Source organism: Mycobacterium sp. 852002-51971_SCH5477799-a (assembly GCF_001667145.1).
Classification (GTDB): Bacteria; Actinomycetota; Actinomycetes; order Mycobacteriales; family Mycobacteriaceae; genus Mycobacterium.
This window is the reverse complement of the sequence record NZ_LZIF01000113.1, coordinates 130,951-151,298: the sequence shown is the minus strand read 5'-3', so window position 1 is coordinate 151,298 and position 20,348 is coordinate 130,951. Positions and strand designations below refer to the sequence as shown.

Below are 20,348 nucleotides of genomic sequence, written 5' to 3'. Positions count from 1 at the left end.
GACGTGGGTGTGCGCGGCGCCGGGCGCCCCCCCGGGATGCACCCCGCCGCCCAGGACCGGCGGGGGGCGGCCGGTCTGGGGGGGTTAGCGGGGGGGGTGCGCCGCGGGGACGCCGGGGGGGGGGCAAGGGGCGCCGCCGGGCGCCCCGGCCGGGGCGCACGGCGGTCATCGCACACAGCATCGAGGAGCTGGCCGAGGGTCTGCGCGAGATCGCTGGTGGCGACTTTCCCTATCGGCCCGCGGCCGGACAGGACGACCGAGGCCCGGTATGGCTGTTCTCCGGTCAGGGTTCGCAGTGGGCGGCGATGGGCGGTGAGCTGCTCGCCGCGGAGCCGGTGTTCGCGGCGACTGTGGCCAAGGTAGAGCCGCTGATCGCCAAAGAGTCGGGATTCTCTGTCACCGAGGCGATTTCGTCCTCCGAGACGGTGAGCGGGATTGATCGGATTCAGCCCGCGCTGTTCACCATGCAGGTCGCACTGGCGGCCACGATGAGGGCATACGGTGTCCAGCCGGGGGCGGTGATCGGCCATTCGATGGGCGAAGCCGCGGCCGCGGTGGTAGCGGGAGCGCTCACGCTGGAAGACGGTGTCCGCGTGATCTGCCGCCGATCGCGGCTGATGTCCACCATCGCCGGCGCCGGAGCGATGGCGTCGGTGGAACTGCCGGCCGAGCAAGTGCTTTTGGAACTGATGGCGCGCGGTGTCGACGATGTCGTCCTTGCGGTGGTGGCCTCGCCACATTCGTCGGTGATCGGCGGCGCCACACCGACGGTGCGCGATCTGGTCGCCGCATGGGAGCAGCGGGACGTGTTGGCACGCGAGATCGCGGTCGACGTCGCCTCGCACTCTCCGCAGGTCGATCCGATCCTCGACGAACTGGTCGACATGCTGGCCGAGATCGAACCCAGGACACCGGAGTTGGCGTTCTACTCCGCGACCGCGTTCGACCCGCGGGAGCTGCCCGTGTGCGATGCCTGGTACTGGTCGGACAATCTGCGCCACATGGTGCGCTTCGCCGCGGCGGTTCAGGCGGCGTTGGAAGACGGCTTCCGGGTATTCGCGGAGTTGGCCCCGCACCCCCTACTCACCCATGCCGTCGAGCAGACTGCCGGGAGCGTCGGCATGCCGGTGGCCGCAATCGCCGCGATGCGCCGAGAGCAAGGCCTGCCGCACGGACTACGCGGCTTCTTGGCGGAGCTGTTCAGTGCCGGTGCGGCAATCGACTTTTCGGCGATCTTCCCGAGTGGCCAGCTGGTGGATGCACCGCTGCCGGCCTGGAGCCACCGCCCGCTGCTGCTGACCCGCAAGAGTCCGGATCTGCGGGCACACGGCGGCAGCGCGGTTGCGGTGCACCCGTTGATGGGGGCGCATGTCCGGCTGCACGAGGAGCCGGAGCGCCACGTCTGGCAGGGCGACGTCGGCACCGCGGCGCAGCCCTGGCTGGGGGATCACCGGATACACAATGTGTCCACGCTTCCGGGCGCGGCCTACTGTGAGATGGCGTTGGCCGCGGCGCGCACGGCCTTTGGTGAGACATCCGAAGTTCGCGACATCCGCTTCGAGGCGATGCTGTTGCTAGACGGCGAGACACCGATATCGGCGGTTGCGTCGGTGACCCCGACGGGCTCGATCGACTTCGCGGTGGAGACCTACCAGGACGGAACACAGATGCGGCGCGCGGCCGCGATGCTGCATGCGGTGGACGAAGGCCACCCACCGGCGTACGACATGGCCTCCCTGACCAAGGCCCATCCACGCCGGGTCGACGCCGCCGACCTGCGGAAGAAGCTCGACCGGCACGGTCTGCAATATGGACCGGCATTCGCCGGACTGGCCGCGGTGCACCACTCAGACGAGACGATCGACACGGTGCTGGGTGAGGTGGTGCTACCCGGCGCCATCCGCTCGCAACACGGGCCCTACGCAGTGCACCCCGCATTGCTGGATGCCTGTTTCCAGTCGGTGGCGGCCCATCCCGGGGCCCAGGTCGCAGGCAACGCCGGTCTGCTACTGCCGCTGGGCGTGCGCCGAATGCGGGCCTACGCTTCCGCCCGCACCGCGCGTTACTGCTATACGAGGGTGACACGAGCCGACCTGGCGGGGTTGGAGGCGGACCTCGATGTGCTCGACGAGCACGGGATGGTCCTGCTGGCCGTCCGCGGATTGCAACTGGGTACCGGCGCCTCCGAGAGCGCGCACCGCGATCGCGTGCTGAACGAGCGGCTGCTGAACGTCGAGTGGAAGCACCGAACGCTGCCGGCTGGGGAAAACCTCGGCCTGGGAACGTGCTTGCTCATCAGCACTTCCGCCACGGCCGACGTCATGGCGACAAGGCTGACCGACGCATTGAAGGTCGAAGGCGCCCGGTGCGCGACCATGACGTGGCCCCGGCATGCCAATCACCGGGCGAACACCGAGGCGCTCGGCATCCATCTTGCCGACCAACTCAGCGGAGTCGTCATACTCACCGGCCCCAAGAACGGCAGCCCGGAGGATGAGTGCGGCCCGCTCGGCGAGGACCAAGTTTGTCACCTGGTGCGAATCACCCGGGAAATCACGCACATTGGCGCAGAGCCGCCCCGCCTTTACGTCGTTACGCGGAATGCACAGTACGTGCTGCCAGGCGACGCGGTGAACCTCGAGCAGGCCGGTATCCGCGGCCTGATGCGCGCGATCGGCACCGAATATCCGCATTTGCGCGCCACCCAGATCGACATGGACGAGGACAGCGACGCCGAGCGGCTGGCACGGCAACTGCTGGCGAATTCCGAGGAGGACGAGACAGCCTGGCGAAACGGCCGGTGGTATACGGCGCGTCTTAGCCCCGCACCGCTACGCCCCGAGGAGCGGCGAACCGCCGCGGCGAATAATCAACACGACGGCCTGCGCATGCAGATTCGCACGCCCGGCGACCTGGAAACGATGGAACTGGCTGCGTTTCAACGCTTTCCGCCGGGGCCAGGCGAGATCGAAGTCAGGGTGAACGCATCCGGCATCAATTTCGCGGATGTCCTGTTGGCCTGCGGCCGGTATTCCGGCGGCGATGGGGATGCACCCCGGCTCGGAACGGATTTTGCGGGCATGGTGACCGCGGTCGGTTCCGGGGTCACAACCCATCGTCCGGGCGACCACGTCGGCGGTTTCTCCACGAACGGTTGCTGGGCCACGTTCGTCACCTGTGACGCCCGCCTGGCCGTGACGCTGCCGCCGGGACTCAGCGAGGCTCACGCGGCAGCGGTGAGTACCCCGCATGCCATCGCGTGGTACGCGCTGCGCGATCAGGCCAGGATCACGACCGGTGACCGTGTGTTGATCCACTCCGCCACTGGCAGCGTGGGGCGGGCGGCGATCGCGATCGCGCGCGCCGCCGGAGCCGAGATCTTCGCCACCGCCGGCAGCGAGGCACGCCAAGAACTATTGCGCGACATGGGTATTAAGCACATTTACGACTCGCGTAGCACCGACTTCGCCGAGCAGATCCGCCGAGAGACCGACGGCGCCGGGGTTGACATCGTGCTCAACTCCCGGCCCGGCGCGGCGCAGCGCGTCGGCCTCGAAGTGCTGTCCATCGGTGGACGATTTGTGGAGATCAGCAAGCGCGACGTCTACGCCAACACCCGGCTGGGCCTATCCCCGTTCCGTCGCAATCTCACCTTCCAATACGTCGACCTGGCACTGATGTCGCAGAGTCATCCAGACCGAGTCGGTGACCTGCTGAGCACGGTCTACCGGCTCGTCGCAGACGGCGAGTTGCCACTACCGAGCATCACTCACTATCCGCTCAACGATGCGGCCACCGTTGTCCGGGCGATCAGCGCGGCAGAGCAGACGGGCAAGGTCGTCCTCGGCGTACCCCAGGCCGGACACACCAGCGTCGTGGTACCGCCCGAGCAGGCCCGGCCCTTCCGGCACGACGGCTCCTACATCGTCACCGGCGGTCTGGGTGGCATAGGACTCTTCCTCGCCGAGAAAATGGCCGAGGGCGGTTGCGGCCGCATCGTGCTCAGCTCCCGTTCGGAACCCAATGCCAAGGCGCTGGAGACGATCGAGCTCATTCGGGCGATGGGCACGGACATCGCCGTGGAATGCGGCGACATCACCGAATTCGACACAGCGCCGCGGCTGGTGAGCGCCGCGACCGTCACCGGGCTTCCGTTGTGCGGGGTTCTGCACGCCGCCGCGGTCTTCGAAAACGCGATGCTGGCCAATATGACCGACGAACTCATCAGCCGCAACTGGGCTCCAAAGGTGCACGGCGCGTGGAACTTACACCAGGCGACGTCTGCCCTCCCCCTGGATTGGTTCTGTTTGTTCTCTTCGGCCGTAGGTCTGGTGGGCTCGCCCGGGCAAGGGGCGTACGCCGCAGCCAACGGCTGGCTGGATGCATTCGCACGCTGGCGGCGAACTCAAGGCCTGCCCGCCACGACCATCGGATGGGCCTTGTGGGCCGAGGTGGGTCGCGCCGCCGAAGTCCGAGCCGAGCCCGGGGCAGAAACGACACCCGGCCGCGACGGCGAAGGCACCGCCATCGCACACTGGCGTGACACTGCTTTCACCGCAGATGAGGGCGCCTATGCGTTTGAGGCTCTGCTGCGCCACGACCGCCCCTACTCCGGGTATGCAACATTGACGGGGACGCCGTGGTTCGCCGCCTACGCGCAACGCAGCCGGTTCGCCGAGCTGTTCCGGTCCGACGACCAAAGCGCCTCGGACGCGGGCGAACTGCTCGACGAGTTGTACAGGCTGCCCTCGGAGGAGTGGCCAGTTCGGCTGCGCCGCATGATCTCCGAGGCGGTCAGCCTGATCCTGCGCCGTACCATCGATCCCGATCATCCACTCTCCGAGTATGGCCTCGACTCCATGGGCAACCTCGAGCTGCGCACCCGCATCGAGGCCGAAACGGGGATCCGGGTCACCACCAATGACATCACGACCATCCAGGGCCTGGCCGGACTCCTGTGCGAAAGGCTAGCTCCCGCAGGCGGTCTCGGCACCGCCGAGGTAAGCCAGCCTGTCGAAGCGTCGGCCGAGCCGCAAGTGGACTGAAGGAGGCGTGGGTGTTCATAGGCGCAGGGCCAGCGCGCGGGCTGTTCGTGGGAACGGTCTACGACTGGGCACCCGAGGCGGGCAGGATCGTGTCTTGGCAGGCATCGACGGCCTCGCTGGCCAAAGCCCGACAAGCTCCGGTGAGCGAAGTGCCACTCAGCGCGATGCAAGAAGCGCACCTGCGTGGCTATTCTCGCTACGCGGAACGCGGGCTCGACTATGCGCGACTGGTGATCGGTTCCGGAGACGAACCCGGCCGATGCGATGTCCGAGCCATGAGCTACGTCATCAACTCTCACCTGCGCCGGCATAAGACCTATCACAGTTGGTTCGAGTACGGCGACGCGCAAAACATTGTGCGGCACACGATCGTTGACCCGGCCGACATCGAGTTCGTCCCGCTCCGGCAGGACAACATGACGCCACGCGAGTGGCACCGGTATGTGCTGTCCACGCCGGACCCGTTTCAGTGGGATTGCTTCAAGTTCGGCATCATGCAGCGCGACGACCACTTCACCATTTTCGCGATCGTCGATCACCTCCACTGCGACCCAACGATCATCGCCGGCTTATACACGGAAATCGTGATGAACTACCGCCTTCTGGTGGCCGGACGGGCGCTCGTTCAGGCGCCGCCCCCGGCCAGTCATGACGACTTCTGCATCCGCGAACAGCGACACGTAGCGTCTCTGACCTTGGAGTCCGCCGAGGTCCGCAAATGGATCGAATTCGCCGAGAACAACGGCGGAACCCTGCCGGACTTCCCGCTGCCGCTTGGCGATCTATCGCAATCCACGGGCGGCGACGTGGTACTCGATCGGCTGATGGATCAAAAACAGACGGCGAACTTCGAATCCCGCTGCATCGCCGCGGGGGCCCGCGTCAGCGGCGGTTTGTTCGCTTGCATAGCTCTGGCGAACCATGAAATAACCGGCACCACAACGTATTATGGGCTGGCGCCGACCGATAAGCGCAGGTCCATCGCCGAATTTTCGACGATGGGCTGGTTCACCGGCGTGGTTCCCTTCACCGTGCCGGTAAACCCGACATCCTTCGAAGAAACCGCCCGTGCCGCGCAGGCGTCCTTCGATTCGAACATGGACCTCGCCAACGTGTCATTCAACGACATATTGAAGCTGGCACCCTGGCTGCGGGCATGGGGCCCCAACTGCACGATGGTCAACTACATGGATGCAGGCCTTCCTCCCTTCTCCGCCACCGTCACCTCCCACATGAAGGACGCGAATGTGAGCATCTACTGCGACCCGAGGGATCCGGCGCACCTCTACTTCTCGGTGGTCCGCCTCTTCGACGAGGTGTCGATGTGGGTGAACCTACCCAAGAATCCGATCGCAAGAGACTCCGTCACCCGTTACGTGAGCGCGATGAAATCCGTGTTGAAGCGTGTGGCGGACGGACGTTATACGGGAACAGCGGTTCAGGTGTCCTGATGGATATCGGTGTCAAAGCCCCTGATCCCGGGTCTCGCCGATGAGAATCGTCCTGGCCGCCCATGGAACTCGCGGTGACGTCGAACCCTGCGCCGCAGTCGGTTTGGAACTGATGCACAGAGGGCACGAAGTGCGCATAGCGGCTCCACCCAACCTCATCGGCTTCGTCGAGTCGGCCGGCCTCAGCGCCGTTGGCTACGGGCCGGATTCGCAGGAGCAGGTCAGCGCGGCCGCCGACTTCGTTCACCGCGCCTTCAAGCCGCAGAATCCCATCAACTTCGTGCGCTCGGGCAGAGACCTCTTCGTCGCGGGCTGGGCGCAGATGAGCCGGACGTTGGCCGCACTGGCCGACGGAGCCGACATGCTCGTAACCGGCCAGACGTACCATGGCGTCGCCGCCAACGTCGCTGAGTACTACGACATTCCGCTCGCGTCGATCCACCACATGCCGATCTGCGTCAACGGTCAGCTTGCCTTGCCTTCCATACCGTCGCCGACACCTTTGGTCCGCTCCACGCTGAGGGCAGCGTGGTCGCTGTATTGGCGCATTACCAAGCACGCCGACGACACGCAACGACGCGAACTGGGCTTACGGCGGACAGCGGCCCCCGCGGCCAAGCGAATGGCGAAACGTGGATCGCTCGAAATCCAGGCCTACGACCAGGCTTGCTTTCCCCACCTCGCAGCCGAATGGAACGGTCGGCGACCCTTCGTCGGCGCGCTGACGTTGCAGTTGCCGACGGATGCCGACGCCGAGGTCGCGAAGTGGGTCGGAGCGGGTACGCCGCCTATCTACTTCGGCTTCGGCAGCACACCGGTCCGATCCCCCGCCGACACCATCGCCATGATCGTCGCGGCCTGCGCGGAGTCGGGCGACCGGGCCCTGATCTATTGCGATGCGCGCGGTTCCGCCGGGATCCAACGCTCCGACGACGTGAAACTTGTGGGTCCGGTGAACTTTGCGGCCACCCTTCCGCTCTGTCGCGCAGCCGTCCACCACGGTGGCGCGGGCACCACGGCCGCGGCTCTTCGAGCCGGAATCCCGATGCTGATCCTTTGGGACGTAGCCGATCAGCCGCTATGGGCGGCGGCCGCCATCCGGATGAAAGTCGGACGTGCTCAACGCTTGTCGACGATCTCCCGAAAATCGTTGGTGGCACATCTACGCCGAATCCGCGCGCGGCAATACGTCGCCCGCGCTGGCGAAGTCGCAAGCCGAATGACCGATCCGGCCGAAAGCGTCACCGCGGCGGCCGATCTCATAGAAGGTGTCGCTCACCGGAACCGCGTTGCCTGATGTGGGCCACGGTGCTGGTACTTGCGCTATGGGTGGCAACGGATCCGACGCGTTTGGTCGTCGTCGTGACCCTGATGTCGCGCGCGCGTCCCAAGCGCACCCTGATCGCATACTGGTTGGGCGGCGCGGCGGCCGGCATCGCCCCCGGAATCGGGGTTGTCGGCCTAATGCTGGTGACGCGCAATTCGGCACCGCTGGCCATGCAGGATTGGAGGTCCGCGGTCTCGGGATTCACGGGCGGGTATTTCCAAATCGCCATCGGCGTTTTCGCCCTGCTGATCGCCGCACTGCTGTCGGCGAGGTTTCGGGTGCGCCAGCGTGCCGAAGTGCCAACGGACGGCGGCATTCCGCCAGGCCCAGATCGCCCACTGAGCGCGTCAACCGCAATCGCACGGATAAGGGGCCGTGCCGGTCGCGCGTTGCACGGCGGCAATCCGTGGCTCGCTTTTGGGATCGGCCTGGTGTCGACAATGCCGCCCGTCGATTACCTGGCCGTCCTTATCGTCATCGTCTCCTCGGGAGCCGCATTCGGCACCCAGCTCAGCGCAGTCGTGATGTTCACCCTTGTGGTGCTTGCTCTTGTTGAGATCCCGCTCGTCGGCTATCTGGTCATGCCGGGAAAAACGCAGGCGGCCGTGCTGCAGTTGCAGCGGCTTGCCCTAGCACACCGTCGGCGGATTCTGATCGCCGTGCCCGCAGTGGCGGGGGTCGTCTTGATCGTCGCCGGCCTGGGCACCGTCTGAGCCCTGCCTACCCGAGGACATAGCTTCGCGGGCCGAGCCTTTCGACGTTCGATTGGATGAGTCGATAGGGATAGGCAGTGTGCTCCTCGATGACGCCGCGCAGGTGGGTCATGGACTGGTGCAAGCGCTTGTCGCGCACCACGGTCGCCTTGAGGAAAGGGAACCGGAAGTCTGTGATGAGGCCGTCCCAGAAGTAAAGGGTCCCGTTGTTTCGCCCGGACCGTTTGGTGTCCCACAGCCGCGGGTGGTGCCCACCGGCGGCTCTGATGGCGGCGGCGGTGACGAAGGGTTTGACGCTGAGCCCGGCTCTACGCGCGCGCCTGGACAGGCCGACCTCGTATCGCCAGATGACGGTGCTTTTGTGCACGGCGTAGTGGAACTCGTCCCACAGATCGTTGAGGAAGGGGCGGGTGCGCGGATTGAGATCCCAAGCCAGGAAAAAGGACTGGAGGTGGGAGAACATCTGGGTGTTTTCGATGGCGCCGTACATGTCAGCACCGTGGAAGGAGCCCCACATCTCCTCGAGGGGAAAGAGGGGACCGAAGACACTGTCGTTGGCGATGACGAAGCGGTCGAACTGATCGAGCGTCCAGCCGCGCTGTCTGAGGATGCACCACGCGAGGTGCCACGAGCCGAAGTCGAAGGAAAGCGTGCGACGCGTGTAAATGCCCGCACAGAAGGGGCGGATTGGAGCGATCGATTCCGCCGAGAGGATGGGTGAGGCGGATACGAAAACAATGGTCGCCCCGAGCCGGTGCAGCGCCTTCAGGTAGTAGGTGACGCAAGGATCGACGACGCCTTGGACATCGAAGTGTGCGAACAGCAGGAGGGTCCTGCGACCTGAAGGCGGCCGCGGTGGAAGCTCCAGGTGGCTTTCGCAAATGAACCGTAAAGCGTTAGCACTCAACCGGTATCGAATGGCAGCGATGGCGCGCTCGGACTCCGCCCCCAGCACGTTCGACAATCTCACGGCGCCTCGATGACATCCCGTGCACGCTGAGCCGGCAGTCTCGCCGCCGCGCCGGTTTTCCTCGCGAGCGCGAAAAAATCGGTCCGGGTGGTCGTCACGTCCACGATCCCGAATCCGACGCGCTCCAGCATCACTTCGATCAATGCGACGTCGAACACGTGATGGTGAAGGGCACGGTGCTGAAAGTTCTTCAGGCTGCGTTTCCTGAACCGTTGACGTCCGCCCGCCGGCCAGTCTCTGCGTAAGTCGTGCAGGGTCAAGATCTCATCGAGATGAGTCAGGTCGTCCTCACCGACATCACCGGTGAAATCATCCAGCAAGTGTTCGAACTTCGTGACCGGGCGCCGGTGGTCGAAGTTGTTCTCTTTGTTGGGGACCACGAGTACCAATGCTCCGCCGGCCTTGATGACCCTTTTCCATTCCACCAGAGCCCTCAAGGGGTTCGCGGTGTGCTCCAAGCAGTTCGAGGACAGTAGGAAATCGTATCGGGCGGTCGCGAGCTCGGGCAGGTCAGTCGCTTCGGCAATGAATTGATGACCGCGTTTGTTCCGGTGGTAGCGGTAACCGGCACCCGCTTCGATACGTCCCTCCCAGATGGTATCCGCAGAGAAGTTGACACCATCCAGCCCGCGGGCCCATTGATAGAGGGGAAGCACGGTCTTGAAAAGCAAACTCGGACCGCCGATCTCGACACCATATTTGCCCTCGACGAATGACTGATAACGCCCGCGAAGCGGTAAGCGCCACCGAACATGTGGGGGCGTGAGTCCCGGCCCGTTTTCCCGCAACGAGTACTGATACCAGTACGTGAACTCCGCGACCGCCGGTGGGCTTAGCACTAAGCGTCCAAGCGGGCGAACTGATTCTGGCGATAACGTTCGACGCAGGCAGCTCTTCTGACCTTGCCGCTGGTGGTAATCGGAATCGAACCTGGCGCCACCACAACGAGATCCGCGACGCTCACCCCGTGCACGTCGGAGATCGCAGACGTGACTTTACGTTTGACGACGTCGAATCCGTCCCCCGCCGCCTCCTTGGAGCCGCCCCGATTCTTGAGCTCGATGATGGCGACGAGCTTTTCGGTCCCCTGGTCCGGAACCGCGATGGCCGCGCACCGTCCCGGTGCGATGCTCTGGATCGTCCCCTCGAGGTCATCGGGACAGTGGTTACGCCCATACACGATCAAAAGATCTTTGGTACGGCCGATCATGAACAGCTCTCCGCCGGAGATGAAGCCAAGGTCGCCAGTTCTCAACCACGGCGCTTCGGGGGTCCCGACCGACGGAGCGACAAGCGTTGCGCCGAACGTATGCTCAGTCTCGCTGGGATTCCGCCAATATCCGATAGCGACATTGCCTCCGTGCACCCAGATCTCACCGGTCGTTCCTTCCGGACACTCGATACGGCTTTCGGGATCCACGATGCGCACCATCGGCGACCGCGGCACGCCGTAACTGACCAGCGCCGTGCCGCCATTGTCTGCCCGACGTCTCGCGTGGCCCGCGGTCAGTTCTTCGGAGTCGAAGTGAACGATCCGCGGTGGTTGACCGGCTTCGCGGGTCGAGACGTACAACGTGGCTTCTGCCAATCCATACGATGGCCGTAACACCTTGGCCGGAAGGTTGAAGCGGGCGAACCGCTCGGCGAAGCGCTGCAGCGTGGCGGGCTGTACCCGCTCGCCACCGTTGAAGACGCACGACACGTTGCCAAGGTCGAGTCCGGCGAGGTCGTCGTCCGAGGTCTTTCGAACCGCCAATTCGAAGGCGAAATTAGGCGCTGCCGAATGAGCCCGACTGTTCTGTGCCAGCAATTGCATCCACCGGGCTGGCCGCTGCAGAAACGAAACCGGACTCGTGAGCACACTGCGAAATCCCGTAAGAACCGAGAAAATGACTCCTAGTTGCAAACCCATGTCGTGATAGAGCGGCAACCAGGACACCATTGTGCTGTCCGGCGGGGCGATTCCTCCGTGGTCCCCGAAGAAGGCGGCATTCATGTGCTCGAAATTGGCCAGGATGTTTTTGTGCGAGACCATCACCCCGGCGGGGGTGCGCGTCGATCCCGACGTGTATTGCAAATACACCGTGTCCGTTGAACTCTCGATCCTCGCAGCGGGCGCCTTCTTCGAATCGAGTTCCAGCAGATCAAGTTCGATAAGCGATGGCGCCGCTGCGCCGGACTTCGACCCGAGATAGCCGGCGATCTCGCCTGCGACGGACGACGTCGTGAGAACCGCAGAGGGCGACGCGTCGCGCAGTACCGAACCGACCCGTTCGTCACTGTCGGCACCTAACGGAACCGCGATGAAGCCGGCCTGTATCGCGCCGAGAAACCCGGTCACGTAGTCCAGCCCCTGGGGTGCCAATATCAGGGCACGGTCACCGGTTGACCCGTCACGCCGAAGTTCTTGCGCAAGGTTCAGCGTTCGTCGATACAACTGCGCCCAGGTCAAACTCTCCTCAATGCCGGCCCGGTCCTGTTCATAATTCATAAACGTGAACGCCGTCCGATTCGGAGCCAGACTGGCGCGTTCGCGCAGCAGGGTCGAAATGGGAGACTTGAGCATGGGCGTCAGGTTACCTCGGCCGTTATCACCACGCCGGTTTTGCAGCAAAGACGATGGGCGGCTCCAACGCACACCGATCGAAACCGTCATCGACCGGCTGAATCGCAACCCGGTCTCGCTGAAGCTTTTGAATTTGCGCTTCAAATACGGCTACCGGTTTCTTAGCCGCCTCCTCATAAGGGACGACGTGTTGTTTCTGAATTACGGATACGAGGAGGACCCGCCAATGTTGTTGCCGCTGCCGGCGGCCGATGAGCCCGACCGGTTCCCCATTCAGCTCTACCACCGCACGGCCACCCAGGTGGACCTCGCCGGCAAGGACGTGCTGGAGGTGAGCTGCGGCCACGGCGGCGGCGCTTCGTATGTGATGCGGACTCTGCACCCGGCCACCTACACGGGCCTGGACCTGAACACGGTCGGCATAGAATTCTGCCGAAAGAGGCACCCCCTGTCCGGCCTGAACTTCGTGCAGGGCAATGCCGAAAGCCTGCCCTTCCCCGACCGGTCCTTCGACGCCGTGGTCAATGTCGAAGCCGCGGTCAACTACCAGGATGTTCCGAGGTTCTTCGCGGAGGTTGAACGCGTGCTGCGCCCCGGGGGGCGGTTCGTGTACGCCGATATCCGCTACGCCGACGAGATCGCCGCCTGGGAGGCGGACCTGGCCAACATCCCCATGCGGCTGCTGTCGGAACGGGTCATCAACGCGGAGGTCATGCGCGGGCTGGAGAAGAATCGGTTCGTCGACCAGATCACTCGTCGCCTACCGAATAGCACGCTGTTGCGCGGCATCGCAAATGACTACGCAGGCGGCCCAGGCTCCCTGATCTATCGCCGGCTGGGCAATGGCGAGGCCTCCTATCGGCTGTTTTGCTTCGCGAAGGATTGAGGCGTGCGTCACCAAAACTTTGTGCCGCAGAAAATCGAGTAGGAAGATACCCCTCCCTCTTGCGGTGCCCAACGGCCTATCCTTTGAAGAGCCAGCAAACGCGGGGGCAGAATCGGCGGAGGGTCGGATGGCGGCCGTAGGAGCGTGCCCGGCGTGCGGCACCGAACTCCTCGACAATGCGCGCTTCTGCCACGGCTGCGGCGCGGCGGTCGCCGGACCCGCCGCACATGCGGAGTACAAGCAAGTCTCGGTGCTGTTCGCCGACGTCGTGCATTCCATGGATATCGCCGCGGCCGTCGGCGCCGAACGGCTGCGAGAAATCATGGCCGCACTGGTTCACCGCTGCACCAAGGTGGTTCACCGCTACGGCGGGACGGTAGACAAGTTCACCGGCGACGGGGTCATGGCGGTGTTCGGCGCACCGGTAACGATGGAGGACCACGCCTTTCGGGCGTGTCTAGCGGCCTTGGGTCTTCAGGAGGAGATCAAGCCGCTTGCCGTCGAAGTTCGAGACCGCGACGGGGTGGACCTTCAACTGCGGGTGGGACTCAACTCCGGTCAGGTGATCGCGGGCGAGATCGGTTCGAAAGCATTGGGCTACACCGCCATCGGCGAGCACGTCGGGATGGCGCAGCGAATGGAATCTGTGGCGCCGCCGGGTGGAGTGATGCTCAGCGAATCCACCGCCCGACTCGTTGCGCATGCCGCCGTGTTGGCCGACGCCGAGCAGGTGCACATCAAGGGCAGCGATGTCCCGGTCGCGGCCCGTCGTCTACTCAGCCTGACCGGGGGGCCGCAGCGAAGCGACGACTTGCAAGGCGCGTTGGTCGGGCGAGAGCTGGAAGTGACGACGATCGCCGGCCTCCTGGAACGATCGACGAACGGGCGCGGGTGTGTGGTTTGTGTCGCCGGGCCGGCGGGCATCGGCAAGACGCGACTCGCTGACGAGGCCGTCGCGCTCGCACTTCGCAACGGCGTCGAGGTGGTTTCAGCTTTCTGTGAGTCACACACCAGCGATGTCCCCTTTGTCGCGGCGGCGGCCCTGCTGCGCGCGGGGCTCCGAATAACCGAACTCGACGATGAGGCGGCGCGGGCACAGGTGCGTGCCAGGATTCCCGACGTCCCCGATGAGGATGCGCTGCTGCTCTATGACCTGATGGGCATTCGCGACCCCGACACACCCCCTCCGACGATCCATGCGGACGCCCGGCGCCGACGGTTGACCGCTCTGATCAACTCGATGTCGCTGGCCCGCACTCAACCGGTCCTCTACGTAATCGAGGATGCGCATTGGATCGATGAGGTCAGCGACTCGCTCGTGGCCGATTTCCTCGCCGTCATTCCCCGGACCCCGTCGATGGTGCTGATCACCTACCGGCCCGAGTACAGCGGCCTGCTCGCGAATGTGCCTGGAGCGCAGACGATCTCGCTCTCCCCCTTGAGTGAATTGGAAGCCTCGGCGCTGCTCGACGAGTTGTTGGGCCCCGATCCGTCAGTTGCCGGGATCAAAGCGCTCGTTGCCGAACGGGCCGGCGGGAACCCGTTCTTCGCGCAGGAGATGGTGCGCGAGCTGGCCGAGCGCGCCGTGCTCGAAGGCGATCGCGGTCGTTTCACGTGTCGCACAGATCTGGCCGAGGTGACCGTTCCGGCGACGCTGCAGGCCACCATCGCCGCGCGCATCGACCGTCTGAATCCTGATGCCAAGCAGACGTTGAACGCGGCGGCGGTGATCGGCTCGCGCTTCACGCCCGAAATACTCGCCGCGGTGGGCAATGAACCCGTCCTCGACGCGCTCGTCAGGGCCGCCCTGATCGACCAGGTCCGTTTCACGCCCAGCGCTGAGTTCGCCTTCCGACACCCGCTGATCCGCAGCGTGGCCTATGAATCACAACTACTGTCCGATCGCGCGAAGATGCACCGGCGGCTCGCCGGCGCCATCGAGGCGCGTGAACCGGAATCCGCCGACCAGAATGCGGCATTGATCGCCGAACATCTCGAAGCGGCGGGTGACTGGCGGGACGCCTTCGGTTGGCACATGCGCGCCGCGACGTGGGCGAGATACCGCGACATCGCCGCAGCGCGGTTGAGTTGGGAAAGTGCTACCCGGATCGCCGACGCAATGGCCATCGATGACCCGGACCGGGCGGCCATGTGCATCGCCCCGCGCACCATGTTGTGCGGGATTGCCTGGCGGGTGCATGTGAACAACATCGCGGACCGGTTCGATGAGCTGCGAAAGTTGTGCAGCGCCGCAGGGGATAAGGCGTCACTGGCCATTGCGATGGCGGGGCTGGTGATGGATCACGCATTCCAGGACAGGGTGCGTGAGGCGTCGCGGCTGGCGTCCGAGGCCATCGCCCTCATCGAGTCCATCGGCGACCCCAACATGACGGTGGGACTGTCCTTCACTCCGATTCGCGCCAAAATAGCCACCGGCGAGTGGGCCGAGATGCATCGCTTGTCGCAGAGGGTCATTGACCTGGCCGACGGTGACCCCGCAAAGGGTAACTTCCTCTTCGGGTCTCCCCTGGCGCTCGCATTCGCCCAGCGGGGCACCGCCCGATGGGCCCTGGGTCGTCCCGGATGGCGAGAAGACTTGCGGCGCGGCGTAGCCATGGCGCACGGCGCCGACTCCCTGTCCTACGTCACGGTCGTCAGCTACGTGTACACCACGGGCATACCGGCCGGCGCGCTTCGGCCCGACGATGCCACGGTGCGCGAGATCGAGGATGCGCTGGTGATCGCCCAGCCATCCGGCGACAACCTCCAATTGGGCGTCGCCTGGCTGACCTTGGGGCTTGCGCTGGTGCACCGCCGGGCGGACGACGAGCGTGATCGCGGACAGCAGCTTCTAGCCGAGGTCCGCGAAGTGTTCCGGAGCGGGGGCCACTTCTTGTGCGACATACCGATGCTCGACGTGTACGTGGCCCGCGAGCAGGCGCGCCGGGGCGATTGCGACCAGGCGATCCCGCTCATGCGCGCCGCGGTCGACCATCTCATGCTCGAGGGACAAGGGCTATCGTGGGGCACTTTGACGACCGGCATCTTCGTGGACACGCTGCTCGACCGCGGGACCGACAGTGACGTCACCGAAGCCGAGGCCGCAATCGAGCGGTTGGCGACTGTTCCCGCCGATGAGGGCCTGGCGATGCGTGAGACATGGCTGCAGCGGATGCGGGCCGCGCTGGCGCGCGCCCAAGGAGATGTCGAGGCTTACACGCGCTTCAGGGATCGATACCGCGACTTGGCGAAAGCCTTTGGCTTCGAGGGGCATATCGAGTGGAGCGAGGAGATGCCATAGAGGCAGTGGCTCGAACACGCGCCTCTAGCCTCGCTGCTTCGTGTAGGACGAGGCAAGAAAGCGCTCCACCAGGGCGCGTTCAGCGGCCGGATCTTTGAGCGGCCAGCTCCACAGCGCCAGGAAGACGTGGATCAGCCACTGCGCCGCCAGCGGGTCGTCGTTGTCGGGTCCCAGCATCTCGGCGGCCAGGGTGGTCACCGTGGGTGAGCTGATGACCCAATCGCTGACCGGGGCCGCGTGGATCGACCGCATGAGTTGAGCCAGCGGATCGGAGCGCAGGCGTTCCAAGGCCATGATCGTGGCGGTCACGACCCGCTCGGGGCCCCGAAGGTCCTGGATGGCTTCCCGTGTGACGTCGACAATGCGAGCCGCCTGAATACCGACGACGGCATCGCGGATCGTCGCCTTGCCGCCGGCATGCCGGTAGATCGTTGCGGGCGAGCAGTGCACCCGGGCTGCCAGCGCCTCGATCGTGAACCCTTCGTATCCGTGGCGAGCGATGATGTCGGTAGCCGCGGTGTAGATCCGTTCGGCGGCTTCGCTACGGCGGTCGCGGCCCACCAACCAGTCGTCACGCGCCATGCACCCATGCTTCACCACATTGCGGCACACAGAAGCACTTCTCGCAGCATGAAAAATCTATGACGATTTTTCTCACCCATACCGCCTGCTGGTGGCCGGTCCGCGCGGTAATTCGCACTTGACGTCGATCACGACCGCTCCTCAACTTTCCCGCATTCCATTGACCCGCGGGGAAGCTGCACCGAGCCTGAAACGCATGGCGGTCTTGGACAGTGCGATCGAATTCTTCAACAGCCAGGCGGTCCAGGATCCCTACCCGCTGTTTGACCGCATGCGTGCCGAGGCACCGGTGCACCGCATCGGCGATTCCATGTTCTACGCGGTATGCGGTTGGGACGCCGTACTCGAGGCAGTCGACCGCGTCGAAGATTTCTCCTCGAATCTCACCGCCACCGTGGTCTTCCACGACGACGGCTCCGTCACCCCGCTCGACATGAGGCCACCGGGAGGCCCTGCCCACGCGTTGGCCACGGCGGACGATCCGGTCCATACGATGCACCGGAAGCTCCTGCTACCCCACTTGTCGGCCAAACGTGTTCGGATCATTGAAGAATTCGCCGCCCAGACCGCGGACCGTCTCTGGGAAGAGAACCTCCGCGACGGTCACATCGAATGGATGAGCACCATCGCCAACCGGCTGCCGATGATGGTGGTCTGCAAGCTGCTGGGTCTGCCCGACGACGACGTCGACAGGCTCATTCGGCTCGGCTACGCCACCATCACGCTGCTGGACGGGATCGTCACACCCGACCAGCTCGCCGCGGCCGGAGCCGCGGCAATGGAACTCTCCGGCTATGTCCTCGAGCACTTCGAAAAGGCAAGCGACAACGGTGAAGACGGTCTGATCGCCGATTTGGCGGCTCGCTGCGCCTCGGGTGACCTCGCACAGCTGCCGGCGCTCGAGATCATGCTCACCCTCTTCAGTGCCGCGGGAGAATCGACGGCGTCGCTGCTGGGCAGCGCGGCCTGGATCCTCACCGATCGGCCCGCGATCCAGCAGCAGCTTCGCGAAAACCCGGAGTTACTAAGTAGTTTCATCGAGGAGACGCTGCGCTTCGAGCCGCCGTTTCGCGGTCATTACCGCCACGTATGGCGTGACACCACGCTAGGTGGGGTCGAGGTGCCGGCCAACTCTCACCTGCTGCTGATGTGGGGAGCGGCCAACCGCGACCCCGCGCACTTCGAGGCTCCCAACGAATTTCGGCTCAACCGCACCGCCGCCAAGAGTCACGTGAGTTTCGGCAAGGGCGTGCACTTCTGCGTTGGGGCCGCACTGGCCCGGTTGGAAGCCAGCATCGTGTTACGCATGCTGCTCGAGCGCACTACATGGATCGACGCGGCGGACGTCGGACAATGGCTGCCGAGCATTCTGGTCCGGCGCCGCGAACGGGTGCGGTTGCTCGTGCGGTGACCTAGGGACGCGGCTGCACGTCGACGCTGGGCGGCCGCGATTGCGGCTCTTGAGGCTTCGCCCGCACGGAGCGCCGGACGAGGCTGAACGCCGCGGCGCCCCCGACGAGGACCGCGGCGGCGACCCCCGCTAAGACCAACGGACGCTTGCCGCGACGCTGCGCGCGGCGTGCCTCCTGCAGCGCTTGGGGCAGGCTCGTGACCACTTCCTGCGCGGCGGCCAGCTCTTGGGCCAGGATCTCTTGGGCCGCGGCGAGGTCACGGGCCAGCCGCCCCTCTTGGTAGCGGCGACGCAACTGCGAGGCGGCCGACTGCGCGGACTGAACGCTCAGGCCGACAACTCCGCGGGTGACGTCAACCGGTCCCTGCGCCGAGTAGGTCAGGCCGCGGGCCAGTCGCTGCCGCGGTGTCAGCCGCGAATCCATCTTCGCCGTCATCTGTCGCCTTTCTGTCCCGCTGATGGAGCCTGCTGGAAGCCGGTCCGGGAAAGTATCCGAACAGACTGCCAGCATAGGGACGTAGGCGTCCGCGGTGTGCGCTGACCGCGTTTTGCGCGTGCTCGCCCTTGGGTGACACCGCCTGCGGCGAGGCCCGCCCGTAGTGGCAGACTCTCATGCCGTGACCAACAGCCCCTTTCAGACTGCTACCGCCACGCTCCACACCAACCGCGGCGACATCAAGGTCGCCCTCTTCGGAAACCACGCGCCCAAGACCGTCGCCAACTTCGTCGGCCTGGCGCAGGGCACCAAGGAGTACTCGACGCAGAATGCATCGGGAGGCTCCTCCGGGCCCTTTTACGACGGCGCGGTCTTCCACAGGGTGATCCGGGGGTTCATGATTCAGGGCGGCGACCCGACCGGAACCGGTCGCGGCGGCCCGGGCTACAAGTTCGCCGATGAGTTCCACCCCGAACTGCAATTCGACAAGCCCTACTTGCTCGCGATGGCGAACGCCGGCCCGGGCACCAACGGCTCGCAGTTCTTCATCACGGTGGGCCAAACCCCGCACCTGAACCGGCGCCACACGATCTTCGGTGAAGTGACCGACCCCGAGTCGCAGAAGGTCGTCGATGCGATCGCGACGACCGGCACCGACGGCAACGACCGCCCCACTGAGGCGGTCGTCATCGAGTCGATCACCATTTCCTGAGTCCGTCCGGTCGGTCTGGGCGCCTCAGCCCGGCGGGCGGCCCGCGTAGCCGGCTGCGGTGAGCGCGTCGAGCACCCCTACCGGCTCTGTCCCCAGGTCCCAGCGGGAGAACAGCACCAGGTCGCCGTCGGCCGTCTCGACCTCGAGTAACCGCACCTTTCGTCCATAGCGGCGGAACTCGATGACGCGGATGATCTTGATGTCTGAATGCTGCAATACCTGCGTCCGAAACCAACCGCGCAGCATCAGGCCGCCGGGCGTGATTGCCAGCTTGGGGCGCGCGTGCCAAGACACGCCGGCAAACAAGATCAGGCCCGCCGCGGCAACGCCCGCGAGAATCCGCCCGGGCGGATCTGTGACCACGGTCACAGCGGCGATAGCCATCAAAACGCCCGCGGCTCCACAACCAGCGATTCCGGCCGCGTGCGGCTCCCATCGTGTTTGCTGCATGCGCTCCTCAACCCCTCCCACCACGGCCTATGCAGTTATCCACATCAGCTATCAACAGTGGGGATAAATCACACGCGTGTGATTGGGTGGCTGGAAAGTTGCTGACGCAGTGGTCAATCAGACCAAAAATGAATTCATTACGCCGACAGTCCTGGTCAGTGCCAGCGCATCGTGAGCAACAAGCCGGTGATCATGAAAGCGAACGCGATGGCGTAGTTCCACGGGCCCAATTGCGCCATCCAGTTCAGGGCCGTCGGCGCGTTGCTCCCGACCGCGGCCAACTGGAACACCATCAACCAAACCAGACCGATCAACATGAGGCCGATGAACAGCGCGACGAACCAGACGCTCGATGGTCCGACCTTGACTTTCACGGGGGTGCGGCTGACCGCGCTGACGGCGAAGTCGTTCTTCTTGCGGACCTTGGACTTGGGCATGATTACCTCGCGGATCAACTCAACGACACGGTGAGCGGTACGGGGTGCAACGATGAGCAGT

General features: G+C 65.0%; 14 protein-coding genes and 1 pseudogene. 8 read left to right on the top strand and 7 right to left on the bottom strand.

The genetic code is table 11. The features are described from left to right. Nucleotides 1–131: 131 nt before the first annotated feature. From pks2 to A5753_RS18660, 4 genes and pseudogenes are all read left to right on the top strand, one after another. Nucleotides 132–5,045 (top strand): annotated as a pseudogene (pks2, locus tag A5753_RS18675) (sulfolipid-1 biosynthesis phthioceranic/hydroxyphthioceranic acid synthase); the annotation flags it as partial. Between the two features lie 11 nt (nucleotides 5,046–5,056). After that, nucleotides 5,057–6,496: an acyltransferase gene (locus A5753_RS18670; RefSeq protein WP_082971383.1), complete on the top strand. Its 1,440-nt coding sequence runs from the start codon at nucleotides 5,057–5,059 to the stop codon at nucleotides 6,494–6,496. A gap of 40 nt (nucleotides 6,497–6,536) precedes the next feature. Then, complete coding sequence (locus tag A5753_RS18665; protein ID WP_067131342.1) at nucleotides 6,537–7,793, top strand: glycosyltransferase; 1,257 nt, start codon at nucleotides 6,537–6,539, stop codon at nucleotides 7,791–7,793. Beyond that, entirely contained in the window at nucleotides 7,793–8,536 is a 744-nt protein-coding gene (locus A5753_RS18660; protein ID WP_067131340.1) for a GAP family protein, read from the top strand. The genes A5753_RS18665 and A5753_RS18660 overlap by 1 nt, the downstream gene beginning before the upstream one ends. 7 nt (nucleotides 8,537–8,543) lie before the next feature. On the opposite strand, the gene A5753_RS18655 is transcribed toward A5753_RS18660, so the two are convergent. The 3 genes from A5753_RS18655 to A5753_RS18645 are packed head-to-tail and all read right to left on the bottom strand — an operon-like array spanning nucleotide 8,544 to nucleotide 12,072. Next, complete coding sequence (locus A5753_RS18655; RefSeq protein ID WP_231990109.1) at nucleotides 8,544–9,491, bottom strand: rhamnan synthesis F family protein; 948 nt, start codon at nucleotides 9,489–9,491, stop codon at nucleotides 8,544–8,546. Nucleotides 9,492–9,502: 11 nt separating this feature from the next. Continuing rightward, nucleotides 9,503–10,294, bottom strand: coding sequence for a methyltransferase domain-containing protein (locus A5753_RS18650; RefSeq protein WP_197694740.1), 792 nt, complete (start codon nucleotides 10,292–10,294; stop codon nucleotides 9,503–9,505). Between the two features lie 50 nt (nucleotides 10,295–10,344). Continuing rightward, the gene (locus A5753_RS18645) at nucleotides 10,345–12,072 is read right to left on the bottom strand and encodes an AMP-binding protein (RefSeq protein ID WP_067131332.1); all 1,728 of its coding nucleotides are present in this window, start codon (nucleotides 12,070–12,072) and stop codon (nucleotides 10,345–10,347) included. Between the two features lie 88 nt (nucleotides 12,073–12,160). On the opposite strand from A5753_RS18645, the gene A5753_RS18640 reads away from it, so the two are divergent. Together A5753_RS18640 and A5753_RS18635 are read left to right on the top strand one after the other, a co-directional pair. Next, nucleotides 12,161–12,958 (top strand): phthiotriol/phenolphthiotriol dimycocerosates methyltransferase, encoded by a 798-nt coding sequence (locus A5753_RS18640; protein WP_304441441.1) that lies wholly within the window; start codon nucleotides 12,161–12,163, stop codon nucleotides 12,956–12,958. Between the two features lie 127 nt (nucleotides 12,959–13,085). After that, the gene (locus tag A5753_RS18635; RefSeq protein ID WP_067131329.1) at nucleotides 13,086–16,259 is read left to right on the top strand and encodes an adenylate/guanylate cyclase domain-containing protein; all 3,174 of its coding nucleotides are present in this window, start codon (nucleotides 13,086–13,088) and stop codon (nucleotides 16,257–16,259) included. 24 nt (nucleotides 16,260–16,283) lie between these two features. On the opposite strand, the gene A5753_RS18630 is transcribed toward A5753_RS18635, so the two are convergent. Further along, complete coding sequence (locus A5753_RS18630) at nucleotides 16,284–16,841, bottom strand: TetR/AcrR family transcriptional regulator (RefSeq protein WP_067131417.1); 558 nt, start codon at nucleotides 16,839–16,841, stop codon at nucleotides 16,284–16,286. Between the two features lie 196 nt (nucleotides 16,842–17,037). Here A5753_RS18630 and A5753_RS18625 point away from each other — a divergent pair, with 196 nt between their 5' ends. Continuing rightward, a complete protein-coding gene (locus A5753_RS18625) occupies nucleotides 17,038–18,252 on the top strand; it encodes a cytochrome P450 (RefSeq protein ID WP_067131326.1) in 1,215 nt (404 codons plus the stop codon). A 1-nt stretch (nucleotide 18,253) separates the two neighbouring features. On the opposite strand, the gene cwsA is transcribed toward A5753_RS18625, so the two are convergent. Further along, nucleotides 18,254–18,688: a cell wall synthesis protein CwsA gene (gene cwsA, locus A5753_RS18620; protein ID WP_067131323.1), complete on the bottom strand. Its 435-nt coding sequence runs from the start codon at nucleotides 18,686–18,688 to the stop codon at nucleotides 18,254–18,256. A gap of 163 nt (nucleotides 18,689–18,851) precedes the next feature. On the opposite strand from cwsA, the gene A5753_RS18615 reads away from it, so the two are divergent. Beyond that, nucleotides 18,852–19,400, top strand: a complete 549-nt coding sequence (locus tag A5753_RS18615; RefSeq protein WP_067131320.1) for a peptidylprolyl isomerase — start codon at nucleotides 18,852–18,854, stop codon at nucleotides 19,398–19,400. A 24-nt stretch (nucleotides 19,401–19,424) separates the two neighbouring features. Here A5753_RS18615 and A5753_RS18610 read toward each other — a convergent pair whose 3' ends face one another. Both A5753_RS18610 and crgA read right to left on the bottom strand, forming a co-directional pair. Next, nucleotides 19,425–19,850: a PH domain-containing protein gene (locus A5753_RS18610; protein ID WP_067131317.1), complete on the bottom strand. Its 426-nt coding sequence runs from the start codon at nucleotides 19,848–19,850 to the stop codon at nucleotides 19,425–19,427. Between the two features lie 155 nt (nucleotides 19,851–20,005). Beyond that, nucleotides 20,006–20,287 carry a cell division protein CrgA gene (gene crgA, locus A5753_RS18605; RefSeq protein WP_067131414.1) on the bottom strand — a complete coding sequence of 94 codons (282 nt, stop codon included), beginning with the start codon at nucleotides 20,285–20,287 and terminating at the stop codon, nucleotides 20,006–20,008. Nucleotides 20,288–20,348: the final 61 nt, after the last annotated feature.